The sequence below is a fragment of the Pseudomonas nitroreducens TX1 genome (assembly GCF_000313755.1).
Lineage (GTDB): Bacteria > Pseudomonadota > Gammaproteobacteria > Pseudomonadales > Pseudomonadaceae > Pseudomonas > Pseudomonas nitroreducens_A.
On sequence record NZ_AMZB01000129.1, the window covers coordinates 22356 to 43736 of the forward strand.

The window sequence follows — 21381 nt, forward strand, 5'->3', positions numbered from 1 at the left end:
TGGCAATACGCCTGATGACCGCCCAAAAGAACGATAAGAAGAACGACAGGAACTCCCGCACCACCGGAAAACCCACGCTCAACGACGTGGCGCGTCGCGCTGGAGTAAGCCCGATCACCGCCTCGCGCGCCCTGCGCGGGGTGAGCACGGTGGCCGAGGAACTCTCGGAAAAGGTCCGACAGGCGGCCAGCGAACTGGGCTATGTGGCCAACCCGGCTGCCCGAGCGCTGGCCTCCAAGCAGAGCCACAACATCGTGGTGCTGGTGCCGTCACTGGCGAACCAGTTGTTCATCGAAACCCTCGAAGCCATCCACGCGGTGATGCATCCGCGCGGCCTGGAAGTGCTGATCGGCAACTACCACTATTCCCGCGACGAAGAAGAGAACCTGCTGCGCAACTACCTCGCCTACCAGCCGCGCGGTTTGTTGCTGACCGGCTTCGACCGCACCGAGAGCGCGCGGCGGATGATCGAGGCCAGCGGTGTGCCGAGCGTCTACATGATGGACCTGGACCCCGGCGCGGGGCTGCATTGCGTAGGCTTCTCGCAGATTCGCGCGGGGGAGGCGGCGGCCCGGCACCTGCTCAAGAGCGGCCGCAGGCGCCTTGCCTATATCGGCGCGCAGCTGGACCAACGCACGCTGCTGCGGGGCGAGGGTTACCGTCGCGCGCTGCAGCAGGCGGGCGTCTATGACCCGGCGCTGGAGGTGCTGACGCCGCGTCCGTCTTCGGTTGGCTTGGGCGGCGAGCTGTTCCGCCAGTTGCTGGCCAGTCACCCGCAGGTGGAAGGCATCTTCTTCGGCAACGACGACCTGGCCCAGGGGGCGTTGCTGGAGGCCATGCGCCATGGGATTCGCATCCCCGAACAGGTGGCGGTGCTGGGCTTCAACGACCTGCCCAGCTCGGAGTTCATGGTGCCGCGCCTGTCCAGCATCCGCACCCCGCGCAAGGCCATCGGCACCCATGCGGCGGAACGCCTGCTCGACCTGATCAACGACAAGCCGGTGAGCGAACCGGTGATGGACCTGGGCTTCGAGTTAATGGTGCGCGAGAGCAGCTGAGCCACCTGTGGCGCATCCGAGGACTGCCGCTCAGGGTGAGTCGGTGTCGCGGCCGTAGGGTGGCTTCCTTCTGCAAACTCATCGAGCGGCCAGAAAAAAGCCCCGCACTGGGCGGGGCTTGCCGTCTGTCGCTCGGGCGATCAGTTGCCGGCGGCGGCGGCCATTTCCGACACGCTCTCGCCACGGTGGGCGCTGAATTGCGGGGCCAGGGAGCCGACGATCATGCCGATGGCGCTGCAGATCAGGCCCACCAGTTGGGGCGGCCAGAAATCGCCTTCCTGATAGCCCAGTTCCAGCGATACCCAGCCGATCAGGCCGCAGGCGATGGCGGTCAGGGCGCCCTGGGTGGTGGCGCGCTTCCAGAACAGGCCGAAGAACAGCGGCACCACGGCGGCAACCAGGGTCACCTTGTAGGCGTTGCCGACCATCTCGTAGATGCTGGCGTTGGAGAACAGAGCGAACACGCAGGTGGCGACGGTCATCGCCAGTACGCTGCAACGCATGGCCAGCAGGGCCTGGCGGTCGTTCATGTTGGGCAGGAAGTGCTTGACGATGTTCTCGGTCAGGGTCACCGACGGGGCCAGCAGGGCGCCCGAAGCGGAGGACATGATGGCCGAGAGCAGGGCGCCGAAGAACATGATCTGGGCGAACAGCGGGGTGCGTTCGAGGATCAGGTGCGGCAGGATCTGCTGGGAGTCCTCGGCCAGCCAGTGCTTGACCATCTCCGGCTCGATCATCGAGGCGGCGTAGATCAGGAAGATTGGCAGCATGCAGAAGACCAGGTAGCAGCAGGCACCGGTCATGGTGGCGCGCTGGGCGATCTTCTCGGTCTTGGCCGACATCACGCGGGCATACACGTCCTGCTGCGGGATGGAACCGAACATCATGGTCACCGCGGCGCCGATGAAGGCGACGATGTCCTTGGCCGAGGTGCCGTGCAGGAAGGTGAACTTGCCTTCGCTGGCGGCGTGGCTGATCACGTTGACCGGGCCGCCGGCCATGTCGCCGATCAGCCAGACCAGGTAGAACAGGCCGCAGACGATGATGATCATCTGCAGGAAGTCGGTCAGCGCCACCGACCACATGCCGCCGAACAGGGTGTGCAGCAGGACGATGATGGTGCCGATGATCATGCCCTGGGTGGTGGTCAGGCCACCGTCGGAGAGCACGCTGAAGACCACGCCCAGCGCGGTGATCTGCGCGGCGACCCAGCCCATGTAGGAAATGATGATCACCAGGCTGGTGAAGATTTCCACGTGCTGGCCGAAGCGCTTGCGGAAGAAGTCACCGATGGTGAGCAGGTTGAGGCGGTACAGCGGACGGGCGAAGACGACGCCGACCAGCATCAGGCAGCCGAAGGAGCCGAAGGGGTCTTCGATGATCCCGGCGAAGCCTTCTTCGAGGAAGGTGGCGGGAATCCCCAGCACGGCTTCTGAGCCGAACCAGGTGGCGAACACCATGGTCACGACGAGGGGGAAGGACATGCTCCGGCCAGCGGCGGCATAGTCCGAGGAGTTGTGCACGCGGGTGGTGGCGTAGAAACCGACAGCTACGGTGATCACCAGATACACCGCTACAAACCAGATCAGCATTTGTTCGTTCCGTTGGCTCGCCGGGAACCGCACTGCCGAGTTGGAACTCGGGCTGGGGTGCCGCGACTGACAAGTTGTTTTTGTTGTGTTGCGCGGCAGCGGTTATCCGGTGCACCAGGCAGGGAGAGCCGGAGAAACGTAACCAGTTGCGTCAACGGGCCGCAGTCTGCCAAATCCGTTAAATATGTCAAACACTTGAATCGCCAATGAGCGAAAAAAACTACATGGCAAGACGAATGGTGTAGACAAATGATTGATTTGATTGGTTGCTAACGATCACGGCTGTTCGTTGAGTCGTTTATTTTTTACAGGTGATGTTCGATAAGCAGAACATCCGCCAAGGCGCTAGGCTCTTGGCACCGCACTTTTCGAAGGCGCTTCATGTTCGAGCATCCTGACCTCGCCCAACTGCTTTCCAGCTACGGCTATCCGGTGCTGTTCCTCGGTTGCCTGCTGGAAGGCGAATCGATGCTGCTGTTGGCAGGCATCGCCGCGCACCAGGGGCTGCTCGGCTTCGCCCCGGTGGTGGCCTGGGCGACGCTGGCCGGGACCCTCGGCGACCAGATGCTCTTCTGGACCGGTCGCCGTACCGGGGACCGGTCCGTGCCCTGGCTGAAAAAACGCGGGCTGGCCATCGAGCGGGTTACCGGGCTGATCGAGCGTTATCCGCACCTGGCGATCTTCGCGGTGCGCTTCCTCTATGGCATGCGCCTGGCCGGCCCGCTGTTGATCGGCGCGAGCCGGGTGGGACCGTTGCGTTTCCTGCTGATCAACCTGCTGGGCGCCTTCTGCTGGGCGCTGCTGTTCGCCACCGCCGGCTACTGGGCCGGCCAGTTGCTGGAGCAGTGGCTGGGCAACCTGCGGCCGTACCGTTTGCCGGTGTTCGTCGCGGTGGTGCTGGTGTTCGGTGGCCTGGCGCTGTGGCGCTACGGGCGGCATCGGCGCAGGCGCAAGCTCGACGGATTGCCGGACAGATCGCCAAGTCATTGATACAGAGCGGTTTGGAATCGTGCGCCGGGCGATTAGAATCGCCGCTCTTTCGTTCAAGGACGCTGTCATGAGCCTTCATCAGCCTGGCATTCTCGCCACCCCGGTTCCCGCCCACGCCCGCCATCTGTTCTTCGATCTGAAGTCGCTGCAGGACCTGCCCGCCGAGCTGGATCGCCTGATGCAGTTCGCCGATGGAGAGCGCGCGGTGGTTGGCTTCGGCGAGTCGCTGGTGCGTGCGCTGGGCCGCCGCATCGAGGGGCTGCGCGAGTTCCCGGCGATCTCCGGCGTGGGCGTCGACAACCCGTCCACCCCGCATGCGTTGTGGGTCTGGCTGCGGGGTGAGGAGCGCGGCGACCTGCTGCTGCGCACCCAGGAAGTCCAGTCCCTGCTGGCGCCGGCGCTGGAGCTGAGCAGCCTGACCGAGGCCTTCCGTCATGGCAGCGGCCACGACCTGACCGGCTACGAGGACGGCACCGAGAACCCGCAGGACGACGACGCTATCGCTGCCGCCATCGTCGTGGGTGCCGCGGGCCTGGCCGGCGGCAGCTTCGCCGCGATCCAGCAGTGGCGCCACCAGTTGCAGGACTTCGCCGCGTTGCCGCAGCATGAACGCGACGACATCATGGGCCGCCGCCTGAGCGACAACGAGGAGTTGGACGACGCGCCGGAGTCCGCCCACGTCAAGCGCACCGCCCAGGAGAGCTTCGAGCCGGAAGCTTTCATCGTGCGCCGCTCCATGCCCTGGACCCAGGGCCAGGATGCCGGGCTGATGTTCCTCGCTTTCGGCTGTACCCTGGATGCCTTCGAAGTGCAGCTGCGTCGCATGAGCGGGCTGGAAGACGGCATCACCGACGCGCTGTACCGCTTCAGCCGGCCGCTGACCGGCGGCTACTACTGGTGCCCACCGCGCAGGGACGGGCTGCTGGACCTGAGTGCGCTGCTGGGCTGAGCCGCGGTTCTGCCGAAGGCCCCGCCAATGCGCGGGGCTTTTTTGTGGCCGCGGCGCGCATCTACTGTTCTGGTCGTTGCGCGCCGAGGTCGCGGGCATGGCGCGCCTCTGCAGGATGGGGCCGGCGCTAGAAGCCGCTCTCGCGCAATGCCACCGCCAGCAACCGGGTGAAACCCTCGCCCAGCCAACTGCGCCGGGCGCCTTCGATCTGCAGGTGGCCGCGGGTTTCGTGGAGCCCCGGCGGCGCGGCGTCCAGCTTGACCAGCACATGGAACAGCGCCGGGTTAGGCACCAGCGCCTCGCCCTGCGGGTTGACGTTCAGCGGGCCGCCGTAGCGCGAGGCGAGCATCGGCTGTTCCAGCTGGCTGATGCGCGTGGTGCCGATCAGCACCACCTGGCCCTCGATGGGACGCGGCACGCCTTCGGGGTAGAAGCGCACCTGACCGCCATCGGTGAGGCGTTGCACTTCGTCCTGTTTGACGTAGGCATCCACCAGCCAGTGCTGCGGGTCTACCAGCACGCCGATGGGTTCGCGGGTGTTGATCCACTGGCCGGGCTTCCAGTCCGGGTTGACGTCCACCCAGCGCCCGGCGAACGGCGCCTGCAGGTTCAGGCGAGCCATCTCGTTGCGGGCGGCGCGCGCCTGCTGGTACTCCACGCCCAGCCGTTGGCGGGTGACCGCTTCCTCGGAGAGGCCGCCCGGATCGGCGAGCATGCCGGCCAGGCGGCCCTGGTAGCCACGAATGCCGGCTTCGCTGCCGGCCACCCTGGCAGCGATGTCGGGCTCTTCCATGACGGCCAGGGTCTCGCCCTGGCCAACTTCGCCGCCGGGGCGCAGGTCACGCAGCAGCGCCGGGAAGGGCGCGTAGACGTGCAACTGCTGCGCCGCGCGGGCCACGCCCATGGCGTGCACCTGGGTGCGCCAGGGGATGGCGAGCAGCAGAACGATGGCGCCGAGCAGCGCGAGGAACACCAGTTTGCGTCGCGGCTTCACTTCCGCGCGGCGCTGCCACCAGACCTTGAGTTCGCGCCACACGGGCTGAACGATGAACCAGCTGATTTCCACGGCGAACAGGAAGATCCCCAGCAGTTTGAAGAAGAAGTAGTAGACCGCCACGGCGATGCCGAGGAACAGCAGCAGGCGGTAGACCCAGGTGCCGAAGGCGAAGGCCACCAGCAGGCGGCGCTGGCCGGTAGGGAAGTGTTCCGGCCAGGGCTCGTCCAGCCCCAGCAGGTTGCGCCGCAGCGTGGCGCGGGCGAGGGCGCCGGCGCGCTCGTGCAGGTTGGGGAAGTCCAGCAGGTCGGAGACGATGAAGTAGCCGTCGAAGCGCATGAAGGGGCTGGCGTTCAGCGCCAGCGACAGCGCCCAGCTGGTGGTCGCCAGGTACAGCAGGGCGTTGCGCAGCGGACCGGGATCGGCCAGCGCCCAGCCCAGCGTCGACAGCCCGGCCAGGCCCAGTTCGGTGATGATCCCGGCGCTGGCGATGGCCAGGCGCTGGCGGTTGCTGCGCAGCTTCCAGCTCTCGCCGGTGTCGGTGTAGAGCATCGGCCACATCACCACGAAGGCGATGCCCATGTGCGCGACCTTGAGTCCCAGCCGCGTCGCCACCAGAGCGTGGCCGAGCTCGTGGAGCGTCTTGGCCACCACCAGGGCGGCGGCAAAACTCAACAAGCCTTCGAAGGAGAAGGACTCCACCACGTCATGGGTGAAGGTGTCCCACTGGTGCGTCACCATGACGATGCCGGCGAGACTGAGCAGCAGAACGAGCATCGCCACGTAACGGTTGAAGAGCCAGTCGAGGCTGCCGGCGATGGCGCGCAGGAAGCGTTGCGGGCGGATCAGCGGAATACGGAAGAACAGGTAGTGGTGCAGCCACCAGTTCCAGGTCGTCCACTGTTTGCCTTCGCTGCGCGCAGCGAGGCGCGCCAAGGCTTCGGGGCCTGGGCGCAGCAGCTTGTGCTGCTCGAGGAACTGGCGAAAGCCCAGCACCTGCTCGGCGTCGGGCTTGAGGGCCGTCTGTTCGGCGATCTGCTCGCTGATCTGCCGGGGCGTCTGTTCCCAGCGCAGCAGGCATTCGAACTCCAGCCAGCCGATGCGGTAGAAGCGGTTGAGCACGCTGTCCTGGATCACCCACACCGGCTCGCCGCCAGGGCCGGGCGCGGCTTCGTCCAGGCGCAGGTCGTCGCGCAGCGGCGGGGTGGGCAGGTCTTCGGCGGCGACATCCATCGTCGTTACCAGCCGGTCCAGGCGCGCAGCGACGCCAGGGGCCGGCGCAGCAGGTAGTAGCCGAGCACCACGCGCTCGCCATACAGCTTGGCGGTGCCGTGCAGGCCCAGGCGGGCATGGGGCGGTGCGTCCTGGACGCTGGCGAGCAGACGGTAGGAAGCCACGCCTTCGTCGCTGGGCTTGGCCTGGTAGCTGGTGTCGAGGATTTCCCCGTGCAGCGGATCGAGTGGGTAGGCGGTGAGGAACAGCGCCACCGGCGCCCCCGGCTCCAGAGCAATGGCGTCGGCCACCGGCAGCTGGATGCGCATGCCCGGCGCCGTCGGGTCGGCGATCTGCAGGATGCGTTCGCCGGTCACCACCGGCTTGCCCAGCCAGTCGTTGGGGTCGCTGTACACGGCAACGCCAGCGCGTGGCGCCAGCACACGGGTGCGCGCCAGTTGCGCCTGCACGGCGGCCAGCTCGGCGCGGCGCTGGCGGGCGCGGCCGTCGAGCACGGTGAGTTCGCTCTTGCTCTGCGGATTGTCGAAGGCACGCTGGCTGGCGGCCATGAGTTCGGCGTCGGCGACGGCGACTTCCTTGGCCAGCACGTCGGCGCGGCTGCGCAGGGTGGTTTCGTCCAGCTCGAACAGCGGTGTGCCGACCTCGACGCTCTGGTTGGGGCGCACCAGCATCTTGACGATCACCCCGTCGATCGGCGAGCTGATCACCTGGGCGTTGCGCGAGACGACTTCCGCCGGCGCCAGGGCGGTCTGCCGCACCGGGATCAGCAACAGCGCGGCCAGGACGATCACGCCGACCAGCAGCTGGCGCCTGCTCGGCCGCCAGTAGCGCAGGCGGGGACGCGGCCCGAATGATGCCCAGGCGTGCGCCCAGGTCTGCCAGATGCCTTGCAGCAGGGGTTGCAGGTTGCGCGCCGGTGGTTCGTCGAGGAGGAACAGCACCAGGCCCAGGCGCTTGCCGGTGCGGTCATGCAGCGGTACGCACCAGAGCCCGGCGGGCCACCATTCACTCCAGCCTTCGGCGATGTCGGCAGGCGGTTCGATGGCATCGCGGCCCAGCCAGGTGGGCGTCGCGTCGGATAGATGCCCGGATACCCAGCGACTGGCGCGCTCCAGCCAGACCAGGTAGGGCGAATCCTCTGTCGGCTTGGCCAGCCCGGACACCGCCAGCAGCTCGTTGCGCGAGTCGTGGCAGGCGAACACCAGGGCCTGGTGGAAACGCAGCAGCGGGAACAGGTCGTTGGCGATGCTGAAGGCGAGGGCGCCGAGGGAATCGGCCGTAAGCGCCTTGTCACGCACATTGGCCAGGCTCAGCAGCAGCTGGGGGGGCGGCAGCAGCTCACTCATGGCTTTCGGGGAAGCGTGCAACCCCGCTCATGCCGGCGATCAGTTCGGGGTAGCTGGCGTCCAGCTTCGCCTCCAGTTCCACGGTCTGCGCCACGGCATCGACCCGCGCGTTGATCACGCTGACCTTGGCCGGGTAGTGCTTGCCGGTTTCGTGGATGTCCACCTCCAGCGGCATGTCCGGGCGCAGGCTGGGCAGCATGGAGGAGGGCACGTTGAGGCGGACCTTCAAGGCGCCGTCGCTGACCAGGTCGAACAGCGGCGTGCCGGCGGTCACCGTCTGGTACGGCTTGACGTAGACCTTGGCGATGCGTCCGGAGAAGGGCGCGTCGACCAGGCAGTAGCCGGCCTGGGCGCGGGCGAGGGTGAGTGCGCCGTCGGCCTTCTGCACCTCGGTGTTGGCCATGGCGACTTCGAGGTCGCCCACCGCATCGAGCTTGCGCAGGTTCTGCTTGGCCGAGAGGTTGGCGCGCGCCATGTTCAGTTCGGCGGCGGCAACCTTGGCGCGGGCATTGACTTCCACGCAGTTGAGCTGGGCCAGCTCGGCGTCCTTGGCGACCTTGTCGCCGAGGCTCGCCTTGAGCGCACCGAGGGTGCCGTTCATCTGCGCGGAGAGGGTGGTTTCCAGGTTGGACACCAGCAGCACGCGAATGGCACCGGGGTCCTGGCTGTCGGGCAGTGGCGGCAAGCCGTTGCTGGCATCGTCGGCCAGCACCGGCTGCAGGAACATCAGGCACAGCGGGAAGAGCAGGTACGACTTACTGCGCGGCATTGGCGGTTCCTTCTTGCCTGTTGGACAGTTGCCCTGCGGAAGCTTGCCCGGTGGCAGGTTGTACGGGCGTGGAGCCGCTGCTGGCGAGCAGGTTGGTGCTGGTCTGCTGCTCCAGCGTGCGCTGGATCTCCCGCGCCAGGGTCTTCACGTCGTGGTTCTCGATTTCCTTGGGCATCACCTCGAAGCCCACCGAGTTGTACAGCCGGCCCCAGGCGGCCTGGGCGTCGGAGTAGGCGGCTTCGCGCTGGTAACGCGAGAGCAGGTAGCGGCCTTCGGCCCGGATCAGCTCCAGTTCGCTGCCCAGGGCGGCGCCGCGGGCGGACTGGGCGTAGCTGAGCAGGCTCTGGTCGACGCGCAGGCTCTCGTCGGCGAACTCCACTTCCTGCCTGGCCAGCTGGTAGCGCAGCAGGCCGACGCGGACCTGGGTGAGGATGGCCATGGACAGCGCGGTGCGGCGCATGTCGTCGGTCTTTTCCTGGCTGGCTTCGGCGGCCTTGATGTCCGGGTACTGGGCCAGGCGCAGCAGGTTCATCGAGACGTTGATGCCGGTCTGGTTCCAGTCGTTGTTGTACAGGTACTTGTTGGAGTCGTACTCGTAGCCGTAGTTGAAGCTGACGTTCGGCCACAGCTGGGCCTTGGCGATCTTCAAATCGTTCATGTCGACGCGCTTGCGATACCACTCCTCCATGATTTCCGGGCGGCGTTCCAGCGACAGGCGCTCGAGCTGTTCGACGTTGTTGGTCACCAGCGGCAGCGGCTGTTCGCCGATGTCGGCCAGGACCATTTTCGTGTTCGGTGGCAGCGACATCAGCGCGGCCAGTTCGGCGCGGGCGAACTCCAGGTCCTGGCGGCGCACGGTGAGCATGTACACCGAGTCGAGCAGGGCGCGCTGGTAGGCAAGGATGTCCTGGCGCGGCAGCAGGCCCTTGCCCTCGGCCTCACGGGCGGAGGTCAGGGCGCGGTGGGTACGCAGCAGCAGGCCATCCACTTCCGGCAGCAGGCGCTGGGCGCCCAGGGCGCGCCAGTAGGCGTTGCGCACGTCCTGCAGGACGTTCTGCGCGACCTTCTCGCGGCGCTCCTCGGCCATCAGCATCTGGTCGTTCTTCTGCTGGGTGCGGTAATAGGCGACGCCGAAGTCCAGCAGGCTCCAGGACAGCCCGAGGCTGTACAGCGTGCGATAGCGCTCCTCGGAGGTGGAGGGGCGCAGGCTGACCTGGCGGTCCTCGATGCCGATGGAGGTGCCGCCGGAGTCGTTGTTGCGCCCGGCGTAGCCGGCGGAGGCCACGACGCGGGGCAGCATCTCGTGGCTGGTGACGTCGCGCAGGTCCGAAGCCAGCGCGCTTTCCAGCAGCTTCAGGCGGTAGTCGAGGTTGTACTTCAGCGCGCGCGCCGAGGCTTCGTAGAAGGTGATCGGCCCGCTGACCGGCTCCTGTTCCCTGTACATCCGCGCCTGGTCGTCGATCACCCGCTGGCGCATCTCCTCCTCGGTGTAGGGCTTGGGCTCGAACGCCGAGCAGGCGCTGAGGAATATGCTCACGGTGATGGTGGCGCTCAGGCATTTCAGTGCGTAGGCGGGCATGTTCTGTCCTTGATCATTTGCAGAAAGACGCAAGTTCCTCATTGGCCGCTCCGGCGCTGGGCGGCGTCGCGCAGTTGGGCGCGGAAGCCGGGTGCGGTCTGTGCTTTGTCGGGTTTGCCGACCATGTCGGCGGGGAAAGGCGCCCACAGTGACGGGTCGGGCAACAACCCGTCGGCGCTGAGGCTGATCACGCCATGGCGGCCGTCCACCCAGTTCTTGTCCAGCGCCGACGCGCGTCGGCTCTCGGCCACGGCGCGGGCTACGAACTGGCCCTTCACCTGGCCCAGCTGTGCGCCCAGCGACGGGCTTTCGATTTCCGGCGTGGCGAAGATGTCGATGTTGCTGCCGTCGGCGCCCCAGGCGGAGAGCGACAGGCGCTCGTCGATACGCTCCACTACCGGCTGCACGAAGATCGCCGGGTCCACGTCGTGAAGTCGATCACGCGGGTAACCGTCATCGCCGAGGCGGTCGAGGTGCGGGCCCGGCGGGATGTAGGGTGTGGCGATGTCCAGGGTGATGGTCAGCACCGCGTCGTCGGTGGCGCCGGCCAGGTCGCTGATGGTGTAGGTGAAGTAGTCTTTGAGCACTTGCCCCAGGCCTGCGGCCGCCAGCACTTCGCGGTTGCTCAGGTCGATGCTGTAGGTGTAGCTGCCGTCGGCGTTGAGGACGAGCGTGCCGTAGCGCCCGGCAATCGGCTGCCCGATCACCCCCGCAGTGCCGCTGCCGGTTTCCTGGCCGGTGCGGATACCGGTGACGGTGAGCGAATCGCCGCCATCCACGTCGCTGTCGTTGGGCAGCACGTTGCCGCTGGCCTGCGGGGCAGGCGTCTGGTCGGTGGCGCCGTTGCTGTCGTCGCGTGCCACCGGGTTGTCGTTGGCGCCCTGGATGACCACCGTCAGGCGCGCGTCGGAGATGGCGCCGGCGGTGTCGCGCATGCGGTAGATGAAGACTTCCTGCAGCTTTTCGTTGGCGCTGCGCATCGCCTGCACGGTGGGGTTGTCATTGTCGACGCGATACTCGTAGCTGCCGTCGGCATTGATAGTCAGCTTGCCGTAGAGGCCCTGCAGTACGCTGCCAGCGCTGGCCGTGGTGCCGTTCTGGTGGGTGAAGTCCACTACCGTCCTGGTTTCGCCGTACTGCACGCCGTCGACGTCGGTATCGTTGTCCAGCACGTTGCCGCGCGGATCGATTCCTGGCGTCCCGTTGTTCACACCGCCGGCCTCGATGGCGACGGCGCTGTCGTCGCTGGCGATGGGCACATCGTTGCGCCCGTCGATGGTGATGGTCAGCAGGCCGGGGGTGGCGCCGCCCCAGATGTCTGCGCCCATGTAGGTGAAGCTGTCCTGCAGGGTCTGGCCGCTGGCGCGCAGGGCTTCGACCTCCGGCAGGGTGTTGTCCAGCACGTAGCTCCAGCTGCCGTCCTGGTTCAGCGTCAACGTGCCGTACTGGCCGCGCAGGGGCTGGCCGGGCGCGCTGATGCTGGTCGAGGTCGGGCTGTCGCCGGCCCAGAACGAGACCACGTGCATCACGTCCTGCGGGATGGTGGTGATGGTGTCCGGGTCGGTGTCGTTGGCCAGTACATTGCCCGAAGGGTTGCTGCCCGGCACGTTGTTGTGCAGGCCGCCATCTTCCACGGCGGTGCCGAAGTCGGGCTCTGTGATGGGTGGGTCATTGCGTCCGCGAATCAGGATGATCAGGGTGGCCTGGTCGTGCAGGCCGCCGTCGTCGGTCACCTGATAGGTGAAGGATTCGAGGGCGAAGGCCAGCGGGCCGAGGGAGATGATGTCCGGGTTGGTGCTGTCGACGAAGTACTGGTAGCTGCCGTCGGCGTTGATCACCAGGGTGCCGAAGGCCCCCTGGATGGTCTGCGGGCTGCCCGGCACCACGGATACGGTATTGACCTGGGAGCCCTCGGGCCCCTTGGCGATGGCGGTGACGACCCTATGGTCGCCGGCATCGACGTCGGTGTCGGCGCCGATGCCGGCGAAGATACCGGTCAGGCCGGTGATGACGTTGCCGGTAGGGTTGCGTCCGCCGCTGCCGTCGAGGTTGGCCACGGCGTAGTTGATGTCGTCGTTGGCCACCGGGGCGTCGTAACGGCCTTCGATGGTGATGGTCAGCTGGGCGATGGAGCTGGCACCGGCTGCGTCGTGCATGCGGTAGGTGAAGCTCTCCACCAGGCTGTCACCCAGTTTGAGCGCCTGCACCGCGGCCAGGCTGTCGTTCACCGTGTAGCTGTAGGTGCCATTGGCATTGAGCACCAGGGTGCCGTAGCTGCCGGCAATCACGCCGCCGCTGGCAGTGAGGTCGATGAGCGTACCGCCGGCGGCTTCCGCGCCCGTGCGCGCGGCGTCCACCACCTTGGTTTCACCGTAGGCGGCGCCGTCGACGTCCAGGTCGTTGGGCAGCACATTGCCGGTGGCGGGGGCGCCAGGGGTAGTGTTGAGCGTGCCGCCCGCTTCGATGGCAGTGCCGGTATCGTCGGCGGCGATGGGGACGTCGTTCTGTCCGTGGATGATCACCGTGAAGGTGCGGGTGATGAATTTTCCGTTGCCATCGCTGACCGTGTAGGTAAACACCTCGCTGAGCGTGTCGTTGTAGGTGCGCAGCGACTGGACTGCCGGATCGAGGTTGTTCACCACGAAGCGGTAGCTGCCGTCGGCGTTGAGCAACAGCTTGCCGTAGTTGCCGGCCAGATCCGCTCCGACGGTTCCGTTGACGCCGGTGGGACTGACCACGGCGGTGATGGTGAGCACGTCGCCGTCGGGATCGGTGTACGCACCGCGGATGCTGCCGGTGGGGTCCAGGCCGGGGATGTTGTTGTTCAGGCCGCCCGCTTCGGTGGCGTGGATTTCCACCGGCTGCACGATGGGCGGGTCGTTCACCCCGGTGACAGTGATCACCAGTTGCGCCAGGTCGGTCAGATTGCCGCTGTCGTGGATGCGATAGGTGAAGATGACGTCCAGGCTCTGGCTGGCGGTCAGTGCGCGAATGGCCGGGTCGTCGCTGTTGACGATGAAGATGTAGGTGCCGTCCACGCCCAGCGTGAGCTGGCCGAAGTCGCCGCCGATGACCGTCCCGTTCGCCAGCCTGGCCACGGTGCCCCTGATGACCGCGGGCGCGCTGCTGCCAACATTGTTGGGGATGGTGGTACCGGCGCTTTCCAGGCCGCTGCGCACGCCGTCCACCTTCAGCTTGGCGGCGGTGGGCTGGTCGAAGTTGTCGACATCGGTATCGGCGCCGACACCACTGAGGCCGCCGGTGATCACGTTGCCGCTGGCATTGACCGGCGCCGGACTGCCGTCGCTGGCACCGGCGGTCGCGGTGTTGTGATCGTCTACCGCCACCGGCGCATCGTTGGCGCCCTGGATGGTGATGGTCAGGGTGGCGATGGCGCTCAGGCCACCCTTGTCGGTGACCTGGTAGGTGAAGACCTCGGTGAGGGTTTCGCCCGGCGACAGTGCGTTCACCTGAGGGTTGCTGTTGTCCACCACGTAGCGGTAGGAGCCGTCGGCGTTCATGGTCAGGCTGCCGTAGGTGACCTGTACGGTCGCCGGCGCGCCGGGGGCGACCGGGAATATGCGTCCGCCGCCGATGCCGTCGTAGCGTACCAGGCTGACGGCCTTGGTCTCGCCGTAGACCGTGGAGTCCACGTCGGTGTCGTTGAGCAGCACGTTGCCGATGGCGTCCGCGCCGGGGCTGCCATTGTTGGTGCCGCCGGACTCGACGGCGGTACCGGTGTCGTTGTGCGCAACCGGGGTGTCGTTGGCGCCGTGGATGTCGATGGTCAGGGAGGTCGAACTGCTCAGGCCACCGGTGTCGGTGACGAAGTAGCCGAAGGATTCGCGCAGCACGTCGCCGGCGCTGCGCAGCGCCTGCACCGCGGCGTTGGTGTTGTCGACCACGTACTGGAAGCCACCGGTGGCGGTGATGTACAGCGTGCCGTAGCGGCCCGCGAGGGGAGTCACGCCTGAAGCCGCCACCGTCGCGAATCCACCGATGGAGTTCTCCACGCGGGTGACCTTGAGCACGTCACCGTTGGTGGCGATGTCCACATCGGTATCGTTGGTCAGCACGTTGCCGGTGGGGTCGATGCCGGGATCGGCATTGTTCAGTCCGCCGGCCTCGAGCGCGATGGCGAGGTCGGGGTTGGCGATGGGGGCGTCGTTCACCGGGTCGATGACGATGTTCAGGGTGTTGGTGGCTTTCAGCGCATCGTCGGGGTTTTCGCCAGGGATGCCATCGCCGTCCGCATCACCGAAATTGCCCTGGTCATTGGTGACCATGGTGAGGGTTTCGGCATTGCGGGCGGTGTTGAAGTCCTGGTCGCCCTTGTAATAAATCTGGCTGAGCAACACGTTGATCTGCTGCAGGGTGCCGGTGAGCACCAGGGTGCGGTTGGCGCCGGCCGGAGGGGCGGCGGTGGCGCCGGGCGTCGTTGCGCTCTGCCAGATCACACCGTGCACCACGCTGAGGGTGACGGTCATGACACCGTCGGTATTGCCGGCGTTGACGTCCACGTCGCTGGTGGCGAGGCCGACGATGTGCAGTACGGTATCTTCCTGACCATGCTGGTCGGCGACGGTATTGATCGGCGCTTCGTTGATATGCACGTAGCCGGCATCGGCGATACCGATGGCGCCTTCGGCCAGGTTCAGGTTGATGTTGCCCAGGCCGACGGTGGAGGTCCCGCTGTCGGAGTCGACGCGCACGTGGAAGCGGTTGTTGCTCGCCTGGGCGAAGTTCTGCGCCACCGCCACCAGGTAATTGCCCGAGGGCAGGATGGCGAACTGGTAAGTGCCATCGGCGGCGGTCACAGTGCTGAAGGTGCGGTCGTCGGCGTTGCCGAACACGCCGTCGTCGCCGGCCCAGGTCAGGGTCACGCCGATGCCGCCCAGGCCAGGGCCGTCGGGCGTCGCGCTGGTGGTGGCGGACTTCGTGTCATCCCACAGGGTGCCTTGCACCACGCCCATGCCGGCGCCGTCGCTGAGGATGTAGTTATTCAGCCCGTTGACGCCATCCTGGCCGGTGCGCTCGCCATCGGCGCCGCCGGCGGTCAGTGGCAGCGAACCGGCCCAGCCGGCGTTCTCGAAGCTGGTGGGCAGGCTGGTCCAGGTCAGGACCGCGGAGCTGGTGACGTCGTCGGGAACGATGGTGTTGGGCAGGGTGACGCTGTAGATTACCTGCACCTTGTCGTTGACGTTCAACTGGTCGAAGTTGAGCACTACCTGGCCGCCCGTCACGCTGGCGGTGACGCCTGCCGGCAGGTTGCCGGTGGTGTAGCTGGTGCCATTGATGACGATGCTCTGGATGGCGTAGTTGCTGCCGTTGGGGAACTGGTCGCGCAGCACGACGTTGTAGGCCGGTACTTCGCCGTTCTGGGTGAAGCCGACCGAGACCGTCGCCTGGGTCGTACCGGCGACACTGCCGGCGGCGATGTCGATGACCGACTTGTCCATGCCGGTGAAACTCGGCTCTACCACGTGCTCGAAGATCGTGGTGCTGTGGCCGCGGTCGACCCCACCGTTGAGCCCGACATGTTCGAACACGTTCATCCCCAGCTGCGCGCCTGTCTGGTTGCTGGCGATGTTGGCCACGCGGACGTTGAACTCGAGGATCACCCCTTCGATGTCGCCGTCGTTCACCTCGGTGTTGGTCAGGTTGCCGAGGTTGAAGGTGATGGTCCGGCCGTCCGTTGAAATCTGCAGGCGCCCGCTGTTGATATTGAATATGCCGGTGGGCTTGTCGCCGGAGAGGTCCGGATGGATCGGCAGCGAGACGTCGCTGTTCTGGTTGCCGATCATGGTCAGCGCACCGCCGCTGATCAGATCGGTGGCGTCCGTGGTGAGCCCGCCCGTGCTGGAACCCAACGCGATGAGAATGTTGTTGAGGTCGGCGGGAATGAACTCCAGCCCGGGAGCCAGTTCGATACGAATCTGGTAATCGGGGTTGTCCCCGGTGGGCACCACGACCGCCACGCGGTAGCGGACGATCTCGCCGACCACCACGGTTTCCTCCAGGCCGGCGGTATCGGTGGCGCCCGAGGAGTTGGTGGCCGGTGGCGTGGCGTCGAGACCGCCGACGCGCGAGACCTGGATGCCGTTGGTGACCGGAATGAACAGGGTGTTGATCTGCCGGTAGTCGTTGAGCACCCCGGAGTTGAGCAGCCCGTCGTCGCCGCCGCGTTCGCCGGCGGCGGTGTCGGTGGTGTTGCTCAGGCCGTCCAGGCTGGTCCAGCGCACCACCACATTGTTCGAGATGACCGCCTGGCCGGCTGCCGTGGCATTCACCACGCCCGACAGGGAGATGACGATGCTGCCGCCATTGGCGATATCGATGTTGGCGCCGTTGGCGGTGACCAGCTGGCCGTTCTGGATGACGAAGTCGACGCCGCCGTTGTTGGTGGCACCGCCGTTGTAGACCTTGCCGGTGATCACGATGTTGTCCATCTGCGTGGGCAGTATGTTCAGCAGGCTGAGATCGAAGGCATTGGTGCCGGAGTTGTTGCTGATGGTGATGGTGTAGGTGACCGTGTCGCCTTCGTCGAAGCCGCCGAAGGTGGGCGTGGCCGTGACCTGCTGGCTCACCGTCAGGGTCGGCTCGACTATGGTCACCGAGGGTTGCTGCGCGCTGGCGACGGTGCGGTCCAGCGCTGCGGCGCCATTGGGCGTGTCGCCGTCCGGGTCGCTGTAGGTCAGCTGCGCGCCGTTGTTCAGGGTGACGCCCTGCTGGTTGCCCTGCACGTTGCTCGCCACCAGCACGAGGCGGATGACGAAGGCGTTGTTGCCGACGTTGTTGTCCGCCGCGGAGCCGGCGGCACTGAACACCAGGTTCAGGTCGCCGCCATCGCTGCCATCGCCGCTGAAGGTGAGGACATTGACGTTGCCGGCGAAGTCCTGGCCCAGCGCGCCGCTGCCGGCGACCGTGGTGATGATCTGGTAACCCGCACCGCCGAAGGCCGAGAGGTCCAGGCGCAGGCCTGGCGGAATCAGGTCGGAAAGGCGCAGGTTGGCGGTGCTGCCTTCGGGTAGCGTGACCACGATGTCGTAGGTCATCTTTTCGCCGATCACCAGGTTGCTGCCGGTGGTGTGGCCGGCGCTGGAGTCGTCGTCGGTGAGGCTGCCGTTCTGGTAGGTCTTGCTGATGGTCGGCGCGGCCACCTGCTGGTTGGCGACTTCGACGAGGTCCACCGGGGTGAAGTCCTGGCCGCCTTCGACGCTGGCGTAGCGGGTCAGCGCCGCGCTCGACTGCAGGGTGCGGGAGGCGAGGATGGCGTTGCTCACGGTGACGTCGTAGGTGATCACCACGACGTTGGCGCCAGAGAGATCGTTGGCCGTGCCGGCGCGGCCGGCGAGCAGGGTGCCCTGGTTGTTGGCGTCGAGGAAGGTGATGGCGTTGCCGCTGACGCTGTAGTCGACGCCCTGCACCAGCAGGGTGCCGTCGCCGCGGTGAATCTGCAGGTTGGCGGTGGACAGGCTGCCGCCGACGAAGGCCAGGCCCGCCGGCAGGGTGATGCTGGTGGCGACGTCGAAGGCGTTGCCGCCGCCGCTGTTCTTGATCGCGGTGGCCAGGCGCAGGGTATCGGCGCCATCGATGCCGCTGACGTCGCCGTCCACGGCCGCCAGGCTGGTCACGCTGCCGCTGAACGGAATGCCGGCGGTGCCCGGCTGGGCCCAGGTGCCGGTGGTGCCGGTGACCGTGCCATGGGTGGCGGAGACCACGCCGTGCTTGATGTCCAGCACCGGTTCGGCGACCGACTCGATGACCGCGACATCCGAGGAGATCAGCGGCGTCTTGTCGATGGTGGTGGTCTGGCTGGATTGCGCCAGGACGTCGAGTTCGCGCTGGTCGGCATAGGGCTGGTCGCCGACCACCATGGTGAAGCGCACCTGCACGGTGCCGCCGTTGAGGCCGCCGGAAACGTAGTTGCCGAAGTCGAAGACGATCGAGTTGCCGGCCCCGGTGGTGACGCTGTCGGGCACGTCGAGAATGGTATTGCCGGCGCCGAAGCTCCACTGGCCGACGCCGTTGCCGTTGCTCCAGTTGATACCGGAGGCGTTGAGCAGCGGCAGCGGCAGGTAGGCGGTGAGCTTGAAGTTCTCGTAATCCGCCACCAGCAGGTCATAGGTGATGGTGAAGGTGACCACGTCGCCGGGACGCAACTCGCCGTTGGCAGGCGGGTTGCCGCCGTTCACCTGGGTCAGGGTGATATCGATGTTGGAGGTGTCGATGGTGCTGGTGGTGCCGGAGCCGTCGGTCTGCTCGCCGCCAATGTTCAGCGAGTCGCGCAGCACCGTGGCATCGACCACGGCATTGTTGCTGACGCTGTCGCCCTCGTTGAGCTGGTCATGGGGCGGGTGGTCGGAGGTGTAGGTGGTGTCGATGGTCGCGTCGTAGACGATGGACATCCGCGTGGCGCCTTCCTGCACATCGTCATCCCAGAGGTCGCCGAACAGCGCATAGAGGCCGGGCCCCTGGACGGCGGCAGCGATGGATGCGCCGATATCGAAGACCAGCGTGGTGCTGCCGTCGGCGTTCACCGTGGCGGTGTAGATCACCGGGATGACCTGCGACGCGCCGTGTTGCTGGATGACGATGCTCGGCGCATTGGCGGCGGAGAAGGTCTGGCCGTCGCTGAGCTGGTCGGTGACGGTGAAGGTGCCCTGGCCGAGGATGTTCTTGCCGAAGGCATAGAAATCGGAGATGGCCACGTCCATGGTGTAGCGCAGGGTATCGCCGGGGGTGATGCCGGGGGTGCCGAAGTCGGTCTGCAGGTTCACCGTCTTGAGCAGGGTGATCGATTTGGCGACGAAGGTGATACCTGCGCCGTCGCCGGTGACGGTGAACGGGTAGCCGTCCGGGTCGGTCGGGCGGTCGCGCACGTCCAGCGGATTCCAGTCGCCATTCACGCTGGCAGTGCCGAAGGTGATGGTGCGCGGGTTACCCGTGGCGGGGTCGAGCACGGGGCGGCCAGCGGCGTCGATCTCCGGTACGTAGAAGCCGACCGTGGTGGTGCTGGCCGCGCTCAGGGTGTCGTAGTGAATGGTGTAGCTGGCGACGAAGGCGTTGGGGTTGTTCAGCGCCGCGGCGATCAACGTCGGGTTGGTCAGTACGGTGCCGTCGTGCAGGGTGATCGAGGTCAGGGTACCACCGGCGCCGGGCGTGATGGAGCTGACGTGAACCTGGTCGGGCACCGTCTGGGTGACCGTCACGTTGGTCAAGGTCTGGCCCGGCGCCGGGGTCACGGTGACCGTTTCGGTGCGGGTGAAGTTGGGGCCTGTGACGGTCTCGCCCTCGGGCATGTTCACCGTCTGGGTGATCGACAGCAGCGTCGGGGTAACCACGAAACTGTGCAGCGCGGCCTCGACCAGTGTTGGGTCCTGGGCGGGGTTGTTCAGGGAATCGTTGCCATACTCGAAGCCGCCGCGGGCATTGATGGTGAGGTTGGGCGCGCCGTCGGAATAGCTGGTGTCGGCCAGGTTGCTCAGCTGCGCCGTGACCTGGATGTCGATGGCTGGCTGGCCGCTGGTGACGCTGGCGTAGGGCAGTTGCAGCACCACCATCTGGTCGCCCGGTTTCATGCCGACGCTGGCGGCATTGATCACCAGGGCGTTGCCGTTGGCGTCCTTGGCCAGGGGGTGGGTGGCGTTGCCGCTGGCGTCGAACGTGATGACGAAGCTCTTCACCGCCTGGCCGAGGTAAGTGGCGGAGACGAAAATGGCGCCGTCGTTGCCGTCGCGGCCGGTAGCCGGCATGAACAGGTCGATATAGGGGGCATAGCCGACCTGGGACGACGGGTTGTTGAAGATCACGTCGAAGGTGAACTGATCGCCCAGGCGCACCGTCGATCCGCCACTGCCCATGGCCACCGTGGGGCTGGCATCGGCCAGCAGGCCCTGGAAGCTCACCAGGGTGTCTGCGCTCAGGGCGATGGACTTGTCCAGGTCGCCGGCGCGCACTTCCAGGTTCCAGTCGCCGCCGGCGGCGGTCGAGCCGGTGGCGTTGCTGGAGGCGCCGACATCCGCGCCCGTCCAGCGCGCCAATTCGTTGACCAGCGCCTGCCCGGCGCTGCCCGAGCCCACGTCGCAGCCGTAAAGCTGGATGTCCGCACCGGCATTGAGCTCGCTGCGCCAGGCGCCCAGACGGTCGCCGAGCTGGTCGACGCTCTGGCTGGTGAAGGTCTGGTTGCCGAGGGTGAACTGGCCGGTAGCGCCGTGGGAGAAGATCTGGATCGAATCGACCTTGCCCAGTTGCGCCAGTGCGTTGCTGATCGCCGCGATGGCATCCTGGCCAGCGTCCACCACCAGCGCAGTGGTGCCCAGCGGCAGGTTGGCGGCGAGCTGATCGCGATTTTCCAGGCGGGCGTCGATCACCACCAGGTTGCGCGGCGCCGCCTGTGCGGGGGCCGCTGCCTGGGCCCGTGCCTCGACCGCCGTGGCCGGCGTGGCGGTGTCCTTGGCTTCGGCGGCGGTGCCGTCGTGATGCTGCTGGTCGATGGCTGCTGCGGCCGCGCCGTCGAACAGGATGCGTTGTTCCAGCGCCAGGGCGTGGCCGACTGGCTGGAAGAGCTTCGAGCGATATTTAGCCTGCATTTCCCTATTTCCGGCTGATGAATCCCAGAGAAAAGCAGTCCTACACATATCTGCTTACGGAATTGACGCTAGTCGGGAATGGAATTTTCGCAAGTAGAACAGGGACATATGCCACGAATTGAAAGAGCACATGTTCCCAGCATGTATCCGATTTCTTACAGGAAGTAGAACGCGGCCCGCGGCTGGCGCGGCCTCCGGCTGAACGATGGTTCAATCGGCCGCCGACTGTTTCGCCGACCCGACAGCCGGGATGAGTTTGGCTACGCTTGTGCGAACGGT

9 protein-coding genes are annotated in these 21381 nt (G+C 66.5%); 3 read left to right on the plus strand and 6 right to left on the minus strand.

Annotation, left to right across the window (positions count from 1 at the left end; all coding sequences use genetic code 11):
* Nucleotides 1-14: 14 nt before the first annotated feature.
* Nucleotides 15-1058, plus strand: a complete 1044-nt coding sequence (locus C167_RS0124280) for a LacI family DNA-binding transcriptional regulator (protein ID WP_017520909.1) — start codon at nucleotides 15-17, stop codon at nucleotides 1056-1058.
* A 140-nt stretch (nucleotides 1059-1198) separates the two neighbouring features.
* Here the strand turns inward: C167_RS0124280 and C167_RS0124285 are convergent, their stop codons facing one another.
* Nucleotides 1199-2650: a sodium:solute symporter family protein gene (locus C167_RS0124285; protein ID WP_017520910.1), complete on the minus strand. Its 1452-nt coding sequence runs from the start codon at nucleotides 2648-2650 to the stop codon at nucleotides 1199-1201.
* A gap of 381 nt (nucleotides 2651-3031) precedes the next feature.
* On the opposite strand from C167_RS0124285, the gene C167_RS0124290 reads away from it, so the two are divergent.
* Together C167_RS0124290 and C167_RS0124295 are read left to right on the plus strand one after the other, a co-directional pair.
* On the plus strand, nucleotides 3032-3640 hold the full coding sequence (locus C167_RS0124290; RefSeq protein WP_017520911.1) for a DedA family protein: 609 nt from the start codon (nucleotides 3032-3034) through the stop codon (nucleotides 3638-3640).
* Between the two features lie 67 nt (nucleotides 3641-3707).
* Nucleotides 3708-4589, plus strand: a complete 882-nt coding sequence (locus tag C167_RS0124295) for a Dyp-type peroxidase (protein ID WP_017520912.1) — start codon at nucleotides 3708-3710, stop codon at nucleotides 4587-4589.
* Nucleotides 4590-4716: 127 nt separating this feature from the next.
* On the opposite strand, the gene C167_RS0124300 is transcribed toward C167_RS0124295, so the two are convergent.
* Genes C167_RS0124300 through C167_RS0124320 form a run of 5 tightly spaced genes read right to left on the minus strand, consistent with a single transcriptional unit; the run spans nucleotide 4717 to nucleotide 21102 of the window.
* On the minus strand, nucleotides 4717-6816 hold the full coding sequence (locus C167_RS0124300; protein ID WP_017520913.1) for an HlyD family efflux transporter periplasmic adaptor subunit: 2100 nt from the start codon (nucleotides 6814-6816) through the stop codon (nucleotides 4717-4719).
* Between the two features lie 5 nt (nucleotides 6817-6821).
* Entirely contained in the window at nucleotides 6822-8162 is a 1341-nt protein-coding gene (locus C167_RS0124305) for an efflux RND transporter periplasmic adaptor subunit (RefSeq protein ID WP_017520914.1), read from the minus strand.
* Nucleotides 8155-8931 carry an efflux RND transporter periplasmic adaptor subunit gene (locus C167_RS0124310; RefSeq protein WP_017520915.1) on the minus strand — a complete coding sequence of 259 codons (777 nt, stop codon included), beginning with the start codon at nucleotides 8929-8931 and terminating at the stop codon, nucleotides 8155-8157. The genes C167_RS0124305 and C167_RS0124310 overlap by 8 nt, the downstream gene beginning before the upstream one ends.
* Entirely contained in the window at nucleotides 8918-10510 is a 1593-nt protein-coding gene (locus tag C167_RS0124315; RefSeq protein WP_017520916.1) for a TolC family protein, read from the minus strand. Before C167_RS0124315 ends, C167_RS0124310 begins: the two co-directional genes overlap by 14 nt.
* Nucleotides 10511-10548: 38 nt before the next feature.
* Nucleotides 10549-21102 (minus strand): VCBS domain-containing protein, encoded by a 10554-nt coding sequence (locus C167_RS0124320; protein ID WP_017520917.1) that lies wholly within the window; start codon nucleotides 21100-21102, stop codon nucleotides 10549-10551.
* Between the last annotated feature and the right edge of the window lie 279 nt (nucleotides 21103-21381).